Source organism: Butyricimonas faecalis, assembly GCF_003991565.1.
Taxonomy (GTDB): domain Bacteria; phylum Bacteroidota; class Bacteroidia; order Bacteroidales; family Marinifilaceae; genus Butyricimonas; species Butyricimonas faecalis.
On the sequence record NZ_CP032819.1, the window covers coordinates 1,057,478 to 1,077,226 of the forward strand.

Sequence of the window (19,749 nt, forward strand, 5' to 3'; positions counted from 1 at the left end):
CATTTATTTATTGAATAAAGTTATTGATTTGGTTGGCAGGGTTAAGGGGTGTCTGGTCAGAGAGAGTTAATCTCTTGACCATGTGCAGTGTTCCCTGTTTGTACTTTTGAAAATGTTCCGACGCGATATGTAACTCGTAAGCCTTTTGACTTGCATAGGTTTCGAGAATGGTTACCATGCAGGGATTTTCCTTTTCGCTGACAGCATACATGGTCAATACCCCCGGTTCGGTACGCAGAGAGACTTCGCCTACTTCGGTCGCGTACTTCATATACTCCTCAAGGTACTCCGGATAGACCTCTATTTTTGACAGGCGTACGATACCATCGGCTGCCATCGGTTGTTTGGCACACATACCGGGTTTCTTATCCAGATTCAAACACTTACCGATGACTTCTCCCGTGGCAAGGTAAGAGTAAGTCGGAAATTCAAACAACACGGGTTTTAACCGAGTGTAGTCGAGTTTACCGTTATGATCAAGCACATCGGGAGTTGCATAGGTATTGACCACCGTGCAGATAAAATTATCGAAACCTTCAGTTTCATAAATATCCACCACGTTACATTCCATCGTTAAAGGCGACACATCGATCACAGGCGAACCATTCTCCCCGATATGATAGGCGAAGACACCAGACTTATCAACCGTCTTCCCGCTCACGCTTCCCACGTAATCCGCTTGAGGCAGCATTTCACGACTGACAAGATTAATGGAGAGCTTTTTCAATTCTTTGATTCCCTGATTAGAATAATGCCGTTTACTCATACTCACGAGTATACGATCGTGACCGATAATACCCGTGTGTGCGACAAGAAGCCAATTTACTTTTCCTTCCACCTTTGTTCCAACCACCGTCATCGGCTTCGGATAGAGAGCCAACAGGCTTCCGAGATTTTTCTTTTCTATTTCCATGATATTAGGTTGATTCGCGTTCTCTTTTACTGCCGAGTTGCATGACAACATGACAAGTAATACAAAACTCGATATTATTTTCAAAATGTTTCTCCTATCCATAATTTGTGACCTTTTACTATTAAATTTCTGATGACAAATTTATGACAATAAAACAAATGGGGTTGTATATAATTTACGGATATTCATACCTAAATCCTCGATTCTGTTCGGGGGAATATTTTGAGGGTGGTATTTTTCAAAAAAATATCATTTCCCACTCACCCATTTTTCAACCTCACCTGTGTATATAGTGTAAAAAGATAAAACCAGATGCAAATGGAAGAAAAACTAGATAAAATAGAATTTATACTGGAACACTTTCGAGAGCCGGAACGATTACTGGAAGAGGAGTTCATGAACTGGTTGCAAGAGGAGGGGAATAAACACCTGTTCGAGGAAGTGGTCACAAACCGAATGGCATTCTTAGAGAAAGAATACGGTCAACAAGTGAAACCCGAACAGGAATGGCAAAAATTATGGCAGCAAATACAAAAAGATTTTCATACTCCTACACCGGAAAAGCGGAAAACCACCCGAAGGGTATGGTATTCAGTGGCAGCAGGGGTATGCATGCTGATGGCCCTAGCCGGAGGAATGTTACTGCAACAAGGGAAAGAGAAAAAATCAGTTTCCCCCATGACACCCATTGAACATGTAGGGAAACGAAGCGCTCAATTGATCGTTTCCACGGGAGAAGTTCTTGACTTGTCACAAGAAGAGATTTACCAAAAGGCCGTGGACGGGACGTTGATCACAAACGACACGCTAAAACTGCTTTCTTATCAAAGCGATGCAGGAAAAACAGACTTGACCGAAACTAATGTCCCGGAAAAGATAAACAAAGAAACCACGTATCACACGTTACGTGTTCCCGCCGGAGCTGACTACCAAGTAACACTGGCTGACGGGACAAAAGTATGGCTGAACTGTGAGTCAACTTTACGGTATCCCGTGGAATTCGGGGATGAAAAACGAGAAGTGTACCTGGACGGAGAAGGGTATTTTGAAGTAAACAAAGCCACGGAGTGGCCATTTATCGTCAACACGGAACAAATGCGAGTAAAAGTTACCGGTACAAAGTTTAACGTGAAATCTTACTCTACCGAACTCATCGTGCATACCACTCTCGTCGAAGGCTCTGTATGGGCTTACGCCGATCAGACGCAAGTGCAATTAACCCCGTCCGAACAATTCCGATATGACAAGGAAACCGGGATGACTTCGGTGCAAAAGGTCGACACGGAACTCTACACGGGTTGGATTGAAGGTATGTTCGTATTCCGGAATCAACGCCTGGAAGACGTGATGAACGACCTCGCACGTTGGTATAACATGACCATATTTTATTCCACGGCAGAAGCCAAGGAAATCCGAATCTCCACGAACCTAAACAGATACAAAAATATAGATGATCTACTGGAAATTATCAATGAAAGTGGTAAAGTGGTTGTCGCCCGCAAGGACAATACCATAACCATCCACGCCCGATAATAAAGAAAGGATCGGGGCCTGCGCCAACATTTCCCGATCCTCTGTATTAATTAGTTATAATTAAAACATTTCAAAGGTATGAAAAAAAGATGGAAGAGTAATTTTCCGTTAGGGAGAAAATTACAAAAAATTTTTAGATGTATGAAATTAACCTTTCTACTACTCACGTGCTTTGTCGTTCAGACTTTTGCAGGCCTGAATGCACAAACTGTCACGATTAAAAAACAAAATGCGTCACTGGAAGAAGTGATTTGGGAGTTAAAGCAGCAGACTCGATTCACGTTTATGTACAACAATGAAGATATCGCCCGAATAAAAGGGATCGATTTGAATGAAAAAGAAGTAGACGTGGAGGAGATTTTGCGAAAGTGCTTGCAAAACACCAACTTGGAATATGTTGTGTTAAACAATGCCATTGTCATTAAACTCAAAATGAACACGTCGGACGAAAAAAAGTCTATCACGCTAAAAGGTTGGGTTTACGACAAGAAAAAAGAACCCATTCCGGGAGTGACGGTCAAACTGACCGATATCAACCTAGGAACGGCTACCAACAACAAGGGATGGTTCTCTCTTTCACTCCCGCTAACCAAAGGAACACTGGAATTTTCTTTCGTGGGCTTTAAAACCCAGAAAATAAATTTCACGGAAAGAACAGATACATTACGAATCATTTTGGAAGAAGATGTACAAACACTGGATGAAACCGTGGTTGTCGCCTATGGAACAACCACTCGTCGGAAAGCCACCGGAGCTGTTTCCGTGGTAAAGGCTGAAGAATTCAAGGGTATACCTTCTGCCAACATCGCCAATCTTTTACAAGGTCGTGTAGCCGGGCTGGATATTACGAATCTTTCCGGGGCTCCCGGTGGTGGTGACGTGGCCATTACTGTCAGAGGATACAACTCATTGGATGTAGAAGCCGGACGGAGATTCTCAAATCCGCTATGGGTAATCGATGGAGTACCTTTAAACACGTTCACATCCCCGATCACGGGAACCAATTTACTCTCCGACTTGAACCCGGACATGATCGAGTCCATACAAATATTGAAAGATGCTTCTTCGGCTGCCATATACGGCTCAAGAGCAGCTAACGGGGTTATCATCGTTACTACTAAAAAAGGAAGACAAAACCAAGATGCCACCTTTTCCGTGAATTTTTCAGAAACATGGAGTATTCTCCCGGAATATCCGGCCCTGACAACAGGACGAGCAGAAAGATTGTTACGCTTGAAAAGTACGGAAAATAACTTCAGAGCCTATCTGGATGAGAAAACCAACAGTTACAAATATCCCCAAAGTCTGGCAGAACAATACGAGCATGCCCAAAGTTCATATAATGGTTTCTGGTATCCGGACAAAAACACTATGCCGAGAGGAAACGGGAGCATGTACCAAGATAGCTTGAATGCATTCTATAATCACTCCACGAATTACTTCCCTATCTATTTTGAAACGGGCAAGGTCACGAATGCCAATATACAAGCGTATGGCGGTAGCGAGCGAATCACGTACGGTATCGGGTTGGGATACTACAATGAAACTGGTGTTTTTAAAGGTACCGGATTCAAACGAATCGATTTAAATTCTAGCATGAACGTTATTCCTGTTCCCCGACTAAACGTTGACATTCGTTTCAATGCCTCACTGGCTCAAAAGAAAAGAGCATCATCCAGTGCCGACGACCACCTGCGTTACAGTGGGGCTTTAGTACCTATTGAAACCATCCCCGGAGAACCTTACAAACTTTCATCTTTACTACCCGGCGAAGAATCTGTTGTGTGGCAGGAAGTTCTGAAAGCATACAAAGGAACGAAAGAAGCCAACCGAGCCATTCGTTTACGCAGTAATTTTCGTTTAGGATATGATATTATCGACGGCTTGAACATTTCCAGCTCTCTAGCCGCAGACTATGCTATAAGCCGAAGAAATTATTTTTCCCCTTCGTACATTGCCAGCGACAACAACTCCATCTCTATCGGGGAAACAGGCATCAACCTGATGGTCCTGAATGAAAACCTGTTAAGTTATAAAAAAACACTTCATGAAGATCACAACATTGAATTTATGGCAGGTTTTTCCTATCAATATGACCAAGAAGAATACAACGGAGGATCAGCCCGAAAATCCCCAAGTGACAAAATTTACTATGCACCTTACGGTATGCCTGATCTTGAAACCGTTGGTTGGGGAGATTACACGGAAATCCGTGCCCTTAAAGATTACCAATCCGATATGCAGGAAAAAACACTGGTGTCCTACTTTGCTCGTTTGGAATACGGTTTCCGGGAAAAATACCTTTTTTCAGCCAGTATCAGGCGAGACGGAAGTTCCACCTTCGGGAAAAACAACCGCTGGGGAACCTTCCCATCCATTGCCGCAGCATGGAGTTTCTCGGAAGAACCTCTCGTGAGAGATAATCTCGGATGGATCTCTTTTGGAAAAATTCGGGCTAGTTGGGGACGTTCCGGGATGCACTTTTCCCAAAATTACTTGGCCCTGGGAATTATGAAAGTAGGAAGTACGTCTTACCTCGGAAATAGTTATATCCAACCACAATGGGGTGACGGGCTTTATAATGACAAATTATCCTGGGAAGAAACGGATCAGTACGATTTCGGGTTAGATTTGGATATGTTTGACCATCGTCTAGGAGTCACGATTGATTATTACTACCGCTATACAGACAAATTACTGGATCGGGTTCGTTTACCCAGTGCCGGGATAAACACCGGCTATCAAATGCAATGGCAGAATGCAGCAGCCGTTTCCAATGAAGGATTGGAAGTTATGGTCAAATATGAAATTTTCAGAAAACCCGATTTATATTGGAAAATATCTGTGAACGCCGCCCAGAACTGGAACCGGTTTGAAAAATCATATACCGGAAAAGATTTAGATGGGGTTCGAATAATTGGAAAATCACTAAACGGGATATACGCCTTGAAAACAGACGGATATGTAGACTATCAAGATGAAGTCCCCATTTTTTACAATCAAATAGGTATAAAAGCACCTTTAGCTTCTGAAATGGGAAGTGCAACATTTTACAAACCGGGAGATTACAAATTTGTCGATGTGGATGGAAACCGCAAAATCACTGCTTTCGACGATGAAGTATATTGTGGAAGTGCCTTACCAAAAGTTTCCGGGGGAATCGTGAATGAGTTCCAATGGAAAAACTTTGATGTAAACATCCTGTTAAGTTTCCAATTGGGACGACACATGTTGAACATGACTCAAACGAGATGTTTATCCAATTTTGGAGCGGCAGAATATCCGGCTATTGTCATGAATTTAAATAAAGTATCTTTTTGGGAGAAACCCGGAGACAACCCGGACTTCCCTAAATGGCAATATGACTGGAACACTTATTTGTGGGGCGGACGATATGTCGATCGAAGAGTTGAAAAGGTAAACTGGCTGAAAATAAAAACAGTATCCATTGGTTACACTTTACCCAAAGCATGGATGAAGAAATACGGGCTGGACGAGTTGAGAATCTTTGCCAGCGGGGAAAATCTATGCACGTTCACCAATTACTCCGGTATTGAACCTGAAATCGTGGACATCCGCAATGGTGAAGACGTGGGAAGTTCCTACCCCTTAGCTCGTAAATTAACATTAGGTTTAACATTGAAATTTTAAGTGATGAAAAAACGATACTTATTTTTAACATTACTCGGGGCGTTTATGCTGTGTGCCTGCGAAGAGTGGGTGGAATTAAAACCGGAAAACTCGGTTACCTTCGAGAATGCCTTCGACACGGAAAAAGACATCGAAGCAGCCTTATTCGGGGCAGAACAAAGCCTACGAGTAAACATGACCGCTGCTCCCTATTCGCCAGAAATGCGAGGTGAATTTTCAGACTATCGTTCTAGTTATTCCGAAGACCTTCTAAAAGAAGAAAATCCCATATTATACGTTGCACAATGGAGTTGGAATTATAATGTAATTGCAGCAGCCAATGTTGCTTTACCCTATATCAACCAAGTCGAAATGCCACAAGAGAGACGGGACTTTTACAGGGGTGAAATTGCTTTTTTCAAGGCATTCGTTTACCTGGATTTGATCCGTCGCTGGGGAGATTGCGTGATGATACAAGATGAAGTGGAGCTAAAACCCATTGCTAAAACAAGCTGGCCCAAGGTGGCAGATTATGCCATAACGTTAGCAAAAGAGGCCGTACGTCTTCTACCGGAATGGGATGAACTGAAAGAATCCGACGGAGCTTCTGTCACCCATCGGGCTCGGCCATGCAAGGGAGCTGCCAACGCCGTGCTGGCCCATCTATGTGCCTGGAAAGCCGGATGTAAATACATGGCCCAACCACAAGACCGGGATTATGATGAACAACAATTATGGCGAATGGTCGATTCAGCTTGTACAGCAATTATCAACAGACAAGACATTTATGATTTAGAAGCGACACCCGATGAGGTTTGCACCAAAACATTCGTAGACGGGGGAAAGGAATGTATTTTCGAGAGTGTATTTCGAGGATATTGGAATGAATTTGACGAAATGAATGAAAGTAACACAACAAACCCGGGACGAAACTACGAAGCCTATCCGGCCATCCCCGGCAGCAAAATAGGAGATAACAAAAAAACAACGTACCGAATATTAAATTCAACCGTTCGGGAAATGTTTCAAGATTATACCGATGGAAATACCCCTGTTACCGATTTACGCCGGTTTGCTTGGTTCTATGACTTTGAAAATATGGAACAAGAAGACGAAGAGATTACCGGAGGATATGCCTATCCTTACAAATGGCGTTACGCCCGGGTGGCCACGGAGGGATTCATGGCCGGAGAATTCATCAACTTCGACCAAAACAAAATATGGTGGAGACTGGCTGACATCTATTTGTTACGTGCGGAATGTCGAGCCAGATTAAACGACCGGACAGGAGCTATCGCTGATTTGAATAAAATCCGTGATCGGGCAAAAGCCAAACGTTACAATGAATCCGAGTATGACGGTAATCTACGCTACGCCATATTCAAAGAACGGGAAAAAGAATTATTGATGGAAGGCAGCCGCTATTTCGACGTGTTACGAAACGGGTATTACAAAACGGAACTTTACGGAAACTTCCGCAACGTTTCAGATCAAGACGTGGTTGACGGTGTGTTTTTCAATGCATTAGAAAACACCTTATTCTGGGATAATCCATTGATGAGACAGAACACCTATTGGCTAAAAAGACAATAACAGAACACAAACAAAAATGAACATATCATGAAAACAGGATTAAATATATGGATATACTTTTTGATTCTTGTAGGATTTTCAGCTTGCGATACAAAACAAGACTGGTTTGACTCCGGAATCAGCTCTCCCTATCACGATTGTAGTATCATGGAATATTTGCAGAAGGATACGGCAAACTGGAAACTAACCGTAGAATTGATAGAAAGAGCGGAACTCACAGATCTTTTCGAGGGGAAAGATCCGAATTACAAAGAAATCACGTTCTTCGCACCCCCTTCCCTATCCATTCTTCGGTACGTGTGGGACAAAGCATCCGGAAAAGAACAATTTCCCGGGGAGCCGGATCGTTGGAGAGCACTCACGGAAGAGGAAAAAAATCACCCGGAGCATCTTGTTCAAGCACTTGACAAAGATTGGTGCCGGGAAATGGTACTACGCCACGTTATTAAAGGCAAACATCTGAAAGACGAGATCGCTTTCCGAAATCGGGATTACGAAATTGAAGCGGAAGAACAAACCGGGGGAACAGATTTTACCTGCGAAAGCGGAAACAAATTGCGGGCTTACCTGGAAAAAACAAATTATGGTGGAGTTGCAGATGCCGGAGCAATTTTCATGTATCTCTACTCGTTTGATGCCATGGAAATGGTTCCATTGGCCTCTCCGGATATTCAACCGTTAAACGGAGTGGTACATGCACTAAACTACAATTATGTACTAGGAAGAATCTAACGTGGAACTTAAAATTTAAAATCATGAAGAATCTAATTATACTGGGAATACTCGTTTTTGCCGCTTGTCTGGGATCGAGTTGCCAAGACGTAACGATCGGTTTTTTGCAAACAGAAGATGCCGGTTATAATCCCGACACGATGGTCGTAAAGAAAGAACTGGACACCACTCCTCCTCAATTACAAGAAGTGGATAATCCGCTTTACTATGAATTGCTGGAAGAAAACCCTGAATTTTATACCCCGGAACTATTGGCCATTTTAGGCATTTTCCCCACTCAAATTATAGAAGTCGGTGCCGGAGAAGATTATCAACGGGCACAATGGGGCACGCCGTGGGTAAGTAACCCGATTGAAGGAGTGGACGGGACTACCCAGATATACGTTTCCATAAAAGAGATCAAAACGACAACGGGAAACGCCGAAAAGATGTGGGAATACTTGAAAGTATATGGTGACGGGACTTTCGAAGTGCCTTTAGAACATGATATTCCCGTCGGACGTTATCTGATTTCTCTGAATTTCAGAAACGAAGGATACTCCAAAGATGTAAACGATTGTTTTACGATCATCGTGAAATAATGTTTACCGTGAATGGGTGGAATTTCTTCCCCCATTCACATTTAATATTATAATTATTTACAAAGACATAAAGAGATGAACCGAATGGAAGTATTGCGTCCCTACTCACGCGACACGTCCTACCGTTAACAAGGCCTGTTTATACCCTATTAAATAAAATATACTAAATTTTCAACAAATATTATTCATACTTATATTATACCAACTCCCATTCAACTCCTATTCATTTCCCATTCAACTCCTATAAAAATAAGAAATGAATTATAATTCTATAATAATTATAAAATAAATATTATGTCATTACTATATCATATAATTAATTTATAATACACACACAGGTATTAAATCCCCATATTTACCCGGTGAATACCAACGGATTACAGGTCATAAACAAAAATATCGTCCACGACCTCACTTGAAAAAAGAACCAATATTGATTTAGTAATTCACGATCAAATGATTAAACCTTCACTTCCCCTTTCACAATCAACTGGATCGTGGGTTGACGGGGATCATTACAAAAGAGAGTGATGACTTTACGTTGTTTACCGTTTCGCCCGGCAGAGTGAAAGATGACATTTAGGTCCATTTCTTTACCGGGAAGAAGCACTCGTTGACTAGGGAGTACCGCGGTACAACCGCAAGTGGTTTCTATTTTACGGATGATCAAGTTACGTTCTCCAACATTTTGGATTTTAAAAATCATCTTGGCCTCCTCTCCTTCTCGAAGTATTCCGAAATCACGTTCCGTCGAGTCCACCATGAAATGAGGGGCTTGTGCTTTTTCTTCCTCGCTCCAATGTGCAAAATCCTCCCGTACAGGTACATCAATCATAAACCCGTAATCGTAATCCACCTCCCCGTTTATCATGAAACGCATCACATTATAATAATTACCTAACATGGACTCATTCTTTAAACGTAACGTCACGATTAACGTGTCACAAGTTCCGGATTCTACGGTATATCCTCCTAAATTCCAATCCTGCCCAGAGTGCCCTATCTTCCGACAGGTGATCTCCGGGAAATGGTTAAAACCTTCCAGACGAATCCCCGCTTTCGTGGGATTGTACACCAGCACCGTGTCGGCATACTCCTTATCGATATATACCTCACTCCAACTTGCCTTTTCCTTACTGAAAAACAAATCTCCTGCCGGGTAAATACACTTTTTAGAAGGCTTATCTGCAGAACAAGCCCCTAATAAAAGGGTGATAATGAACCATCCAAGTGCTTTCATCTCTATTCAAATTTAGAAAATCAAAATTACTATTTTTATCAGGGAAAATGGAAAATACCCTCTGAAAAATGAAAAAACGAAAGAAAGAGGCGGGATATAGATAAAAAAATCCTAATTTCGTGCCAATTTACATGACACAAAAATGCGTAATTACGATTATATCATTGTTGGGAGTGGTTTAGCGGGTCTTTACACGGCCTATCGTGCATCTGCCTATGGGAAAGTTGCACTTTTAACTAAATCAAATATTAGGGAAAGTAATTCTTATTTTGCCCAAGGAGGTATTGCGGCTGTTACCGGAGAAAATGACGCCCCGTTATTTCACTTTCAAGACACGATCACGGCAGGAAGAGGTTTATGTGACTACCCCGCGGTGAACGTGCTGGTAAATGAAGGACCTGCCCGCATACAGGAGTTAATCAATGACGGTATGCACTTTGACACGGAAAATGGAGAACTGGCTCTAGGCCTAGAGGGGGGGCATCATCAGAAACGAATCCTCCATGCCGGAGGAGATGCCACTGGAAGAATGATCACGAATTTCGTTATTGACAAAGTAGAGCATTGTCCTACCGTGGAAATATTCGATAATCATGCCGTCATCGCCCTGTTACAGGATGAACACGGATGTTACGGTGTCAGATGCTGGGATTTTAACGAGAACCGGGAAGAAGTATTCACGGGACACAACGTGTTCCTGACTTCCGGAGGGACCTCAGCCATCTATAAACGAACGACCAATCCTCACACGACCATTGGTGACGGTTTGGCGCTAACCTATAATGCCGGATGCGAAATCGTGGATATGGAATTCATTCAATTCCACCCCTCTGCAATCTACACGCCTACCGGAGAAGCCTATCTGGTAAGTGAAGCGGTACGGGGCGAGGGGGCATACCTGTTAAATCAACAAGGCGAACGCTTTATGGTGGGAAAACACGAATTGGCAGAACTTGCCCCACGAGACATCGTGGCCCAGTCCATATTCCAACAAATGAAAGAACACCACGAGGACTACGTTTATTTGTCATTAAAACACCTTGATCCTAAAAAGATCAAGAAACGTTTCCCCAACATCTTCGAGAAATGCGCTGAATTGGGTATCGACATGACAGACCGTATTCCTGTTGCTCCTGCCGCACATTACACCGTGGGCGGGGTGAAAACGGATCTCACGGGACGTACGAATATCCCACACTTGTACGTGTGCGGAGAACTCGCCTCATCCGGTATCATGGGAGCCAACAGATTGGCATCCAATTCACTGATAGAATGCTTGGTATTCGGAAAACGTGCGGTAGAAGACTCCGTACACAACCGACGAGAAGCCACAATCCCGGAAACTACACCATTATTCTCTCTTAATCATCAAAAATTAGAAGCCTACCTATGTTTAAAAAACAAGGTTGCCGATATTATGACACAAGAAGCTGGCATCATCCGTACGGAAAACGGATTACAGGAAGGACTGGAAAACTTGCACCACGTGGAAGAGACCGAAATATTCGAAGAGAATGAATACTATTCGTTGGTAAGTAAAAATTTACTCACCGTCGCCGAATTAATTATCCGCTCCGCCCTCTTCCGTAAGGAGAGCCGAGGTGGTCACTTCCGTTCCGACTACCCCACCCCGAATGACAAATACGTGTGTCATATCATTCAGCAAAAGGGTAAAGAAATCAGGACGACACCGGTAATTAGGAAGCTAAAAGATAAAAGTTAAAAAAGTAGGAAATTAAGAAGCATCGGCCTTGTGCGGTTGGAATCTAAAATTTAAAATCTAAAATCTAAAATTAATATATGTACGATTCGCTCATAAACAGACTCATCGACCTTGCCATAGAAGAAGACATCGCAACGGGAGATATTACGACCAACGCCATTATCCCGGTATATGCTAAAGCGGTTGCCGAAATGAAAGCAAAAGCCGACGGTGTTATTTCCGGACTGGAGATCGCGAAACAAGTATTTGAAAGATTTGAAAAAGATATAGTATGGGAACCTCTTGTTACTGACGGAACTGCCGTAAAGAAAGGGGATATTATCCTGCGCATCGAGGCTAGCTACCGTACGCTACTTTGCGGAGAACGGTTATCATTAAATATTTTGCAACGGATGTCCGGTATTGCAACTGCAACCTCACACTACATGAAAGAATTAGCAGGAACACATACTCAACTATTGGATACCCGAAAAACAGCTCCCGGCTTGCGAGTACTGGATAAAATGGCCGTACACCACGGAGGTGGTTCCAATCATCGGATGGGACTTTACGACATGATTATGCTGAAAGACAATCATATCAAAATTGCCGGAGGTATTCCCAATGCCGTGAAAGCCGTGAAACAAAATCTTCCGCTAAGTATCAAAGTGGAAGTCGAGACCACAAATTTGGAAGAAGTTCAACAAGCCATTGATGCGGGTGCAGATATTATCATGCTCGACAACATGAGTAACGAAACTATGGCAGAAGCAGTAAAACTCATAGCAGGCAGAGCCAAAACAGAAGCTTCCGGGAACATGAGTATTCCTCGTCTGAAAGGCGTTGCCGCTACCGGAGTTGATTACATCAGTGTCGGAGCCCTCACTCACTCGGTTACGGCGATGGATATTAGCATGAACATTATAAAAATGTAGAATGTAAAATTCAAAATATAGAATGAGGGTAACACTCTAAATTTTACATTCTAAATTCTAAATTAATATTTATCTTTGAAGCCTCAAAAAACAACGTTATGACGCAGACAGAGATTATCGACAGGATAAAACAACTCAAGAAAGAGAAAAATGCCATTATTTTGGCACATTATTATACGCGTCCTGAAGTGCAAGACATTGCTGACTATTTGGGAGACTCCCTAGGACTTTCTCAGATGGCAGGAACCACGGAAGCCGATATTATTGTCTTTTGCGGTGTGCATTTTATGGCAGAAACAGCATCCATCATCTCTCCCAACAAGAAAGTACTAATCCCCGCAGAAGGTGCCGGTTGCTCCTTAGCCGAAGGCGTAAGCGGGTATGACTTGAGAGAATGGAAAAAAGCAAACCCGGATGGCCTCATTGTCAGCTACGTGAACACCACTGCTGAAGTAAAGGCTTACACGGATTATTGTTGCACCTCTTCCAATGCCTTGAAAATCGTGCAAAGCCTGCCGAAAGACAAAAAGATTCTTTTTGTTCCTGATAAGAATCTGGGAGCCTATATACAAAAGGTAACCGGACGTGAAATGGAAATTTGGAATGGAGATTGTTGCGTACATAACAAGATTGACACCCAGATGGTACTGGATAAATTAGAAGAATATCCTGATGCCGACGTGTTGATTCACCCCGAATCCAGTTGTTCACACGATGATCGGATATTAAACCATCCTCGTGCTTTCATGTATTCCACGGCAGGAATCATCAAACATGCCAAGGAATCCCCGAAGCAACAATTTATCATTGCCACAGAATTGGAAACCATTCATAAACTCCAGGCGGATAACCCGACCAAAGAATTCATCCCGATTCATTCAAAAGCCATATGCGGCCAAATGAAGAAGGTAACATTGGAAAAAGTTCTCGAAGCCCTTGAAAAAGAGCAATACGAGGTACGGCTCCCGGAAGACTTAAGAGCAAAAGCTTGGTTACCCATTCAACGCATGTTAGACCTTAGCTAAAAGAACTCTGGAATCATCGTTTAAATAAAATGTACGGGCCCATGTGGCCGAAGCCTAAAATTTAAAACCTAAAACCTAAAATTAAAATATGAACGTATCACTGAACTGGTTGAAAGACTATCTAAAGATCGACCAAAGCACTGAAGAGATTTGCAAAATTCTGACAAGTATCGGACTGGAAGTTGGCGGGTACGAAGAATTTGAAGCAATAAAAGGGGGATTAAAAGGATTGGTCATCGGTCATGTGTTAACTTGCGAAGCACATCCCGATTCGGACCATTTACATGTGACGACTGTTGATTTGGGCACGGGTGAACCGGAACAAATCGTCTGCGGAGCACCTAACGTGGCCGCAGGACAGAAAGTTGTCGTTGCCACCGTAGGAACAACCCTTTACAAAGGTGATGAAGAGTTCGTGATCAAGAAATCAAAAATACGAGGTGTAGCCTCTAACGGTATGATCTGCGCTGAAGACGAAATCGGTGTCGGAACCGACCATGCCGGAATCATGGTACTACCCGAAGATACCCCGGTTGGAATACCGGCTGCAGACTATTTCAACGTTTACCGGGACACGGTTATCGAAGTCGATATTACCCCGAACCGGATTGACGGAGCCTCACATCTTGGTGTCGCCCGTGATCTAGCCGCTTATTTACAACAGACACAAGATGTTCACTATACTCTTCCCTCCGTGGAAACTTTCCAGCCGGACAGTACGGATGCTAAAATCTCCGTACGGGTGGAACGTCCCGAAGCCTGCCGTCGGTATGCCGGAATATGTATCGAAGGAGTAACCGTAAAACCTTCTCCGGAATGGTTACAAAACCGGATGAAAGCTATCGGATTACACCCGATCAACAATATCGTGGACGTGACCAACTACATTCTTTTCGGCTTGGGACAACCTTTACACTCTTTCGATAAAGACAAAGTAAAAGGAAACGAGGTTATCGTGAAAAGTGTTGCCCAAGGAACTAAATTCACAACTTTAGACGGAGTGGAAAGAGAATTACACGAGGATGACCTGATGATCTGTAACAGCGAAGCTCCCATGTGTATCGCCGGAGTTTTCGGTGGACAAGAGAGTGGCATCTCGGATACGACAACAAACGTGTTCTTGGAAAGCGCTTGTTTCGATCCGGTATTCGTTCGCAAAACAGCTCGCCGTCATGGCTTGAACACGGATGCCTCTTTCCGTTATGAACGGGGAACAGATCCGAACATCGTGATCTACGCGCTGAAATTAGCCGCCATGATGATTAAAGAAGTTGCCGGAGGTAAGATTACTTGCGCTCCCATCGACATTTACCCGGAACCCGTGAAGGATTTCGAAGTGGCTATAAAATATGCTCACGTAGATCGTCTGATCGGTAAAAAGATTGACCACGAGGTGATCAAAAACATTCTCCGTTCTCTTGAAATAAAGATCGTGGAAGAGTGCGAAGACGGGCTTTTGTTGAATATTCCTCCATACCGTGTCGACGTGCAAAGAGAAGCAGACGTGATCGAGGATATTCTTCGTATCTACGGTTTCAACAACGTGGAGGTTCCTGCCAGCGTGAGATCCACGTTAAGTTACTCCGAAAAACCGGATGACTTCCAATTGAAGAATATCATTTCAGACTTGTTGGCAGCAAACGGATTCAATGAAGTAATGAATAACTCGTTGACGAAAGCCAGCTACTACGAAGATTTCAAGAGTTTCGATACGGCAAAGACAGTCATGTTATTCAACCCGCTTAGTGCAGACTTGGGGGCTATGCGCCAATCCCTTTTGTTTGGTGGACTGGAAAACATTGCTTACAACATCAACCGGAAAAATCATAATTTAAAGTTATTCGAATTCGGTAAAGCTTACACGTTCAACCCAAAAGATGGTATTGACAACCCGCAAAAACAATACAAGGAAGACAACATGCTCGCCCTTTTCATCACGGGAAGTAAAAACATGACAAACTGGAATGCCAAAGAGACGAAAACAGACTTCTTCTACTTGAAAGCGTATTGTGAAATGATATTAAACCGTCTGGGACTTCACCCCGATAACTTGAAAATTGATGCCACAGACAAGGATATCTTCCGGGAAGGACTGACGTACAAAGTTGGGGATAAACATATCGTATCCATGGGTATCTTGAGTAAAGCTCCGCTGAAAAAAGCAGATGTCAGTCAAGAAGTTTACTATGCAGAATTTTCATGGGAAAATATTTTGAAGGCCATCAAGAATCTCAAGGTAACCTATACTCCGCTACCGAAATTCCCTTCTGTAAAACGAGACTTAGCCCTGCTACTCGACAAGAAAGTCACGTTCAAGGAAATCAAGGAAACGGCGTTTCGTACCGAAAAATCATTATTAAAATCCGTCACGCTATTTGATGTTTACGAGGGAGAAAAACTCGGTGCAGACAAGAAGTCTTATGCCGTTAGTTTTACTCTTCTGGATGAAGAAAAGACGCTCACGGACAAACAGATCGACAAAATTATGAACAAGTTGATGGGTACCTACAAGCACCTGTTCAACGCCGAAATTAGATAGTTACAAGCCTACAGGCTACAAGTTAATGTTTAACTTGTAGCCTGTCTTTTCAATTTTCAATTGTATGAAATCACTTCTCCCCTCCTTTATTCTTATTCTTCTATACTTTATTGCTGAAGAATTTTTTGGTCCGAAAATAGGCTTAATCGCCGTAATCATATTAGGAGCCGGAGAGTTTTTCTATTCATGGATTAAAGAGAAGCGTATCAACAAGATGACACTCTTCAACACGCTGTTTTTCATAGCCCTTGCAGCGGTCAGCGTGTTACTCGAAGGAACTTCATTTGAGAGGATACAACAAACCATCGTAGAAGCAGCTATGTGCGTTCTAATCGGGATATTTGCATTTTCGAAAGCGGATATGACCCAAACATTACCGGAATCATACCGCAAGACATTACAGATTACCCCTGAACAGCAAGAAGCCATGCACCGGATGCTACGCCTACTATTCTATCTGCTCGTATTGCATACCGTCCTAGCTTTCACTTCTGCCTTTATCTTTGACGAAGAAATACACCAATTCATAGAAGGGCCTTTATTGTATATCTTGATCATTCTATTCTTCCTCACGTTGTTTGTCAAGAATAGGCTACTTGCCAAAGCTGCCAGTCAAGACGAATGGTTACCTATCGTGAACGAGAAAGGTGAAGTAGTCGGCAAAGCCACTCGTAGAAGTTGTCATTCCGGTTCCATGCTCCTGCATCCCGTCGTGCATCTCCACCTGATCAACGAACAAGGGAACATTTATTTGCAAAAACGCAGTATGAAAAAGAACTTTCTTCCCGGTATGTGGGATACTGCCGTGGGTGGACACGTTGCCCTAGGAGAGAAAATAGAAGATGCCTTAAAACGGGAAACTTTTGAAGAACTAGGTATCACGAAATTCAAGGCCCGTTTCCTTGGTTCTTACGTGTGGGAAAGTTCCCGCGAACGAGAACTTGTATTTCCTTTTCTTTGTACCTCTCATGACGCCATTCACATCAATAATGATGAAGTTGATGAAGGACGTTTTTGGTCACGCAAAGAGATAGAACAAAACGCAGACACCAATATCTTTACCCCAAACTTTTTACACGAATACAATCATCTATTGAAAAAAATTAAATAACCTTAATTCATAACCACGTAAACCTGACCTGTTTGGTATTTAACCACCCGAATACCTTTTCCTCTCTCGATAAAAGCACCCGTGTCGGACACGGCATCATACACCTCGTTTCCGATCATTACCTTCCCCGCCGGGCGTAAATCCGTGAATGCCATTCCCTCTTTACCAATCACCTCCTTTGCCGCCATATCCACGCCCACGAAACCATCCTCCACTTTTTGTTCTGCATAAAGGGCAAAATTCAATCGCCTAGAACCAAACAATTTCCTGCTCAACCAAATACTCCCGAACAACGAAAGCAACGAACAACTCACCACGAAAAACAATGAACGAATAATAGCACTTGTGAAATCCGGCAAGAAATCAAACGTGAAATCATCAATCCCTGCTAATACCAACGACGCCACCACGCAAACAATTCCCAGTACCCCGGTGACACCGAAACCCGGTATCACGAATATCTCCAGCAACAGCAGGATAATCCCCACCACAAACAAGATCATCTCCACGTAATTTGCCATTCCTTCCAAATACAACGGGGCAAAATACAACAAACACGCCGTTATTGCCGCCACCAACGGGAAACCAACTCCCGGCGTCTGCAACTCAAAATAAATTCCCCCGATAATAATCATGATCAGAATCCCTTGCACGATCGGGCTGATCAAGAACCCGATAAACCGATCCATCGTCGTCGGTTTATACTCGTGCAACTCGTAATTTGCAACTCCTTCTTTCTGCAACACTTCTGCCACATTCTCCGCAATCCCGTCACAGAACCCGTATTGTATCGCCTCGTGCGGAGTAAATGTTACCACTTTCCCACTATCCGTTACCCCCTCAATCACAACCCGCTCATCCACCATAGCTTCGGCAATCCTTGGATCCCGTTTCCAACGAATCACCGTCTGGCCATTCTCCGTCACGGTATCTTTCCCGTGCGCCTGAGCCGTGGCCCGAATCATCGACCGCATATATGACTGGTATTTATCAGGCATGGCTTCCCCCGTTTGGTTCACGACTGTTGCAGCACCTATATTCGCCCCTTCCCGCATGTAAATACGATCACAGGCAATAGAAATCAACGCCCCTGCAGAAGCAGCATTGTTATCAATAAACACCCATACCGGTTTCGGATAATTCAATATTAAACTACGCAGAGAATCGGCATACACGACCATTCCCCCGTACGTGTTCATATGTACCAAAATAACATCCGCATTTTCGTCCGTGGCTCGGTCAAAAGACCTTTTCACCAATCGCCATATGCCAGGACCGATTTCGTCCTTAATATCCACCCTATAAACCACTTCCCGTCTCTCCCCTAAGCCGCCTTTTTCCTCTCCCGCAAACATTGGCAGATTACCCACCAATAAAATCAAAATTACCAGCCACTTTCTCATCACAAATATCTTTTACTTGTTAATATTTTTCTCGTTCAACTGTTTCTCCACAACTACCGTACCCGCCACAACCGAAAGCAAGGACACGAAACTGCAAACCACGATACTCGCCCACGGGATCATCAACGACAAGGCAAACACCGCCCCGACCGCCGTTACCGTTCCCGCATTGCGTCGCATATAACGCACGCTCTCCTTTACCCGGAAACGCTTTCTCTCCACGGCATAATCCATGAAAGCAAACCCGTAGAAATAAGCACCTACCCCAAAAGTCAATATAGGCATAACCAATCCCACTAAAGGAATAAATGAACCGAAAAACAACACGATGGTCACGAGTAACTGCAGTACCATACAACGCAATGAAATCGCAATTCCCCGTCCGATCTCCCAAACCAATTGTTTCAGATTAAACGGGTACTCCCGTCCCGACACGATAGCCTCTGTTCGCTCCGAAAGCCACGAGTAAACAGGAGACATCACCATCATTACCACGTATCCTCCAAAGGAGATAAACAAAATATAGTATAGGAAACGTGTCAGCAACCTCGCCAAGAACCCAGCCACTCCCGACATCCATTCCAGCCATGTTATTCCCTCGATCCACCCCGTCACTTTTGCCTCGATCACCCCGGAAAGCCCATCACCCAAATACCCCACAGCATAATTACCAACCACGAACAATGCAATAACGATTACCACTGGGAAAAGCATAAAATACCACAACTTACAGGAAAACAACAAATTTATCGCCTTCCCATATGCCTGTATGCCTCTTGAAAAATCTCGTGCAAAACTCATAAACTGTGTAT

14 protein-coding genes are annotated in these 19,749 nt (G+C 43.3%); 10 read left to right on the forward strand and 4 right to left on the reverse strand.

Features of this window, described 5'->3' with window-relative positions:
- Window positions 1-7: 7 nt before the first annotated feature.
- Entirely contained in the window at window positions 8-1,015 is a 1,008-nt protein-coding gene (locus D8S85_RS04655; RefSeq protein WP_172726472.1) for a flavin reductase, read from the reverse strand.
- Window positions 1,016-1,231: 216 nt separating this feature from the next.
- Here D8S85_RS04655 and D8S85_RS04660 point away from each other — a divergent pair, with 216 nt between their 5' ends.
- From D8S85_RS04660 to D8S85_RS04680, 5 genes are all read left to right on the forward strand, one after another.
- The gene (locus D8S85_RS04660; protein ID WP_158641707.1) at window positions 1,232-2,446 is read left to right on the forward strand and encodes a FecR family protein; all 1,215 of its coding nucleotides are present in this window, start codon (window positions 1,232-1,234) and stop codon (window positions 2,444-2,446) included.
- Window positions 2,447-2,587: 141 nt separating this feature from the next.
- Window positions 2,588-6,097, forward strand: coding sequence for a TonB-dependent receptor (locus D8S85_RS04665; RefSeq protein WP_127074864.1), 3,510 nt, complete (start codon window positions 2,588-2,590; stop codon window positions 6,095-6,097).
- 3 nt (window positions 6,098-6,100) lie between these two features.
- Window positions 6,101-7,669 (forward strand): RagB/SusD family nutrient uptake outer membrane protein, encoded by a 1,569-nt coding sequence (locus D8S85_RS04670; RefSeq protein ID WP_127074865.1) that lies wholly within the window; start codon window positions 6,101-6,103, stop codon window positions 7,667-7,669.
- 27 nt (window positions 7,670-7,696) lie between these two features.
- Window positions 7,697-8,401, forward strand: a complete 705-nt coding sequence (locus tag D8S85_RS04675; protein ID WP_106624938.1) for a hypothetical protein — start codon at window positions 7,697-7,699, stop codon at window positions 8,399-8,401.
- A gap of 23 nt (window positions 8,402-8,424) precedes the next feature.
- Window positions 8,425-8,982, forward strand: a complete 558-nt coding sequence (locus tag D8S85_RS04680; RefSeq protein ID WP_106624939.1) for a hypothetical protein — start codon at window positions 8,425-8,427, stop codon at window positions 8,980-8,982.
- Window positions 8,983-9,442: 460 nt separating this feature from the next.
- Here D8S85_RS04680 and D8S85_RS04685 read toward each other — a convergent pair whose 3' ends face one another.
- Window positions 9,443-10,222, reverse strand: a complete 780-nt coding sequence (locus D8S85_RS04685; protein ID WP_106624940.1) for a DUF1573 domain-containing protein — start codon at window positions 10,220-10,222, stop codon at window positions 9,443-9,445.
- Window positions 10,223-10,364: 142 nt separating this feature from the next.
- On the opposite strand from D8S85_RS04685, the gene nadB reads away from it, so the two are divergent.
- The 5 genes from nadB (at window position 10,365) to D8S85_RS04710 (ending at window position 17,534) form a co-directional block, all read left to right on the forward strand.
- Window positions 10,365-11,945 carry an L-aspartate oxidase gene (nadB, locus tag D8S85_RS04690; RefSeq protein ID WP_127074866.1) on the forward strand — a complete coding sequence of 527 codons (1,581 nt, stop codon included), beginning with the start codon at window positions 10,365-10,367 and terminating at the stop codon, window positions 11,943-11,945.
- Between the two features lie 77 nt (window positions 11,946-12,022).
- Entirely contained in the window at window positions 12,023-12,859 is an 837-nt protein-coding gene (gene nadC / locus D8S85_RS04695; protein WP_106624942.1) for a carboxylating nicotinate-nucleotide diphosphorylase, read from the forward strand.
- A 98-nt stretch (window positions 12,860-12,957) separates the two neighbouring features.
- On the forward strand, window positions 12,958-13,884 hold the full coding sequence (nadA, locus tag D8S85_RS04700) for a quinolinate synthase NadA (protein WP_106624943.1): 927 nt from the start codon (window positions 12,958-12,960) through the stop codon (window positions 13,882-13,884).
- A gap of 88 nt (window positions 13,885-13,972) precedes the next feature.
- Window positions 13,973-16,423 carry a phenylalanine--tRNA ligase subunit beta gene (pheT, locus tag D8S85_RS04705; protein WP_106624944.1) on the forward strand — a complete coding sequence of 817 codons (2,451 nt, stop codon included), beginning with the start codon at window positions 13,973-13,975 and terminating at the stop codon, window positions 16,421-16,423.
- Window positions 16,424-16,997: 574 nt separating this feature from the next.
- A complete protein-coding gene (locus D8S85_RS04710) occupies window positions 16,998-17,534 on the forward strand; it encodes an NUDIX hydrolase (protein WP_228423378.1) in 537 nt (178 codons plus the stop codon).
- Window positions 17,535-17,536: 2 nt separating this feature from the next.
- On the opposite strand, the gene D8S85_RS04715 is transcribed toward D8S85_RS04710, so the two are convergent.
- Window positions 17,537-18,937, reverse strand: coding sequence for an NfeD family protein (locus tag D8S85_RS04715; RefSeq protein WP_106624945.1), 1,401 nt, complete (start codon window positions 18,935-18,937; stop codon window positions 17,537-17,539).
- Window positions 18,938-18,949: 12 nt separating this feature from the next.
- Window positions 18,950-19,738 (reverse strand): EI24 domain-containing protein, encoded by a 789-nt coding sequence (locus D8S85_RS04720; RefSeq protein WP_106624946.1) that lies wholly within the window; start codon window positions 19,736-19,738, stop codon window positions 18,950-18,952.
- Between the last annotated feature and the right edge of the window lie 11 nt (window positions 19,739-19,749).

What these genes read in the sequence shown, in the direction of transcription:
- D8S85_RS04655 (WP_172726472.1), bottom strand. Translation starts at nt 1,015, where the DNA reads ATGGATAGGAGAAACATTTTGAAAATAATATCGAGTTTTGTATTACTT.
- D8S85_RS04660 (WP_158641707.1), top strand. Translation starts at nt 1,232, where the DNA reads ATGGAAGAAAAACTAGATAAAATAGAATTTATACTGGAACACTTTCGA.
- D8S85_RS04665 (WP_127074864.1), top strand. Translation starts at nt 2,588, where the DNA reads ATGAAATTAACCTTTCTACTACTCACGTGCTTTGTCGTTCAGACTTTT.
- D8S85_RS04670 (WP_127074865.1), top strand. Translation starts at nt 6,101, where the DNA reads ATGAAAAAACGATACTTATTTTTAACATTACTCGGGGCGTTTATGCTG.
- D8S85_RS04675 (WP_106624938.1), top strand. Translation starts at nt 7,697, where the DNA reads ATGAAAACAGGATTAAATATATGGATATACTTTTTGATTCTTGTAGGA.
- D8S85_RS04680 (WP_106624939.1), top strand. Translation starts at nt 8,425, where the DNA reads ATGAAGAATCTAATTATACTGGGAATACTCGTTTTTGCCGCTTGTCTG.
- D8S85_RS04685 (WP_106624940.1), bottom strand. Translation starts at nt 10,222, where the DNA reads ATGAAAGCACTTGGATGGTTCATTATCACCCTTTTATTAGGGGCTTGT.
- nadB (WP_127074866.1), top strand. Translation starts at nt 10,365, where the DNA reads ATGCGTAATTACGATTATATCATTGTTGGGAGTGGTTTAGCGGGTCTT.
- nadC (WP_106624942.1), top strand. Translation starts at nt 12,023, where the DNA reads ATGTACGATTCGCTCATAAACAGACTCATCGACCTTGCCATAGAAGAA.
- nadA (WP_106624943.1), top strand. Translation starts at nt 12,958, where the DNA reads ATGACGCAGACAGAGATTATCGACAGGATAAAACAACTCAAGAAAGAG.
- pheT (WP_106624944.1), top strand. Translation starts at nt 13,973, where the DNA reads ATGAACGTATCACTGAACTGGTTGAAAGACTATCTAAAGATCGACCAA.
- D8S85_RS04715 (WP_106624945.1), bottom strand. Translation starts at nt 18,937, where the DNA reads ATGAGAAAGTGGCTGGTAATTTTGATTTTATTGGTGGGTAATCTGCCA.
- D8S85_RS04720 (WP_106624946.1), bottom strand. Translation starts at nt 19,738, where the DNA reads ATGAGTTTTGCACGAGATTTTTCAAGAGGCATACAGGCATATGGGAAG.